This window comes from Paracoccus acridae (assembly GCF_014642735.1).
Lineage (GTDB): Bacteria > Pseudomonadota > Alphaproteobacteria > Rhodobacterales > Rhodobacteraceae > Paracoccus > Paracoccus acridae.
Map to the genome: position 1 here is coordinate 1 of NZ_BMIV01000063.1, position 1,523 is coordinate 1,523.

General features: G+C 59.8%; 1 pseudogene. It reads left to right on the forward strand.

Annotated features, from left to right (window positions below):
* Positions 1–216: 216 nt before the first annotated feature.
* Positions 217–1,413, forward strand: a pseudogene (locus IEX25_RS19695) (ISNCY family transposase); the annotation flags it as partial.
* Positions 1,414–1,523: the final 110 nt, after the last annotated feature.

A 1,523-nucleotide genomic window follows, 5' to 3' on the forward strand; every position in this document is an offset into this window, starting at 1 on the left:
AAAGGATAGCATAGGATGAGGCGCCTATGAGTAAGAAACGTCCCGACCGTTCCGGCAGGCTATCGATGCCAAAGTAGCCTTCTTCAGGCGGCGAGTTCCATAATCATGGTTATCAGTCACAGAGGTATAGCCGCAAAGTTAAAATGTCTCACCTCTGCAATTTAGGAATGTCACACTCCCCTGGATGAGCATCGTGTCAATTCTTGGGAGCCAGGCATGGGATGGGTGATGATGAGTGAACGCGAGCTGAACCGCGTCGAGGTTTTGAGCCAGGTGCTGCAAGGTGGGATGTCAGCCGTGAGTGCGGCGGATGTTCTAGACCTGAGCCGCAGACAGGTTCACCGGCTGCTGAAGCGGTTCGGGGCTGACGGCGCGGCGGCGATCCGGCACCAGGCACGTGGACGGGCATCGAACAACCGGATCGACCCGACGATCCGGGAGGCTGCCATGTCGCTCGTTCGGGACCGCTATGCCGACTTCGGCCCGACCTTGGCGGCCGAGAAGCTGGCGGAGTGCCACGGGCTGACAGTGTCGCGCGAGACCTTGCGCAAGTGGATGCAGGATGCGGGTTTGTGGCTGTCGCGCAAGCAGCGCCGAACATTCCACCAGCCGCGCCTGCGCCGGGAGTGCCTTGGCGAGCTGATCCAGATCGACGGCTCGGATCATCGCTGGTTCGAGGATCGCGGGCCGGCCTGCACCTTGTTGGTGTTCATCGATGACGCCACCAGCACCCTGATGCACCTGGAATTCGTCAGCTCCGAGAGCACCTTCAGCTATTTCGGAGCCCTGGAGCGGTATCTGACGCTGCATGGCCGGCCCGTTGCCTTTTACTCCGACAAGCACACAGTGTTCCGGGTGCCGAAGCAAGGTGCCAGGACAGGCTATGGGATGACCCAGTTCGGCCGGGCCTTGAACGAGCTGAACATCGAGATCCTGTGCGCCAACTCCTCGCAAGCAAAAGGTCGCGTCGAGCGCGCCAACCGCACCCTGCAGGACCGTCTGGTCAAGGAACTGCGGCTGGCCGGCATCTCCGACATGGAGACTGCCAATGCCTTTCTTCCCGGCTTCATGGCGCGCTACAACGCGCAGTTTGCCAAGGTGCCACGCCGTGCGGACAACCTGCATCGGCCACTGAATGTCGAACCGGATCGGCTGCGTGACATTCTGTGCTATCGCGACGAACGCTATGTCAGCAGCCAGCTGGCCTTTTCCTACGACCGGCTGCGGATCATCCTGGCCGAGAACGAGATCACCCGCGATCTGCCGGGCAAATACGTGGACAGCTATGAGTTCGCGGACGGCCGGCTGGAGTTCCGCTGGAAGGGTGTCTCGCTGCCCTACTCCGTGTTCGACAAGGATCAGCGGGTGACCCATGCGGCCATTACCGAGAACAAGCATCTGAGCGCGGTCCTGGAATAGGTGGATTCACAAACGAAGTGCAAATGCCAAATTATTACAGGTATTTGCATGAGGTTGACGAATGGCTTCCCACTACCAGCACCTGAGCTTTGAAGAACGCCGAA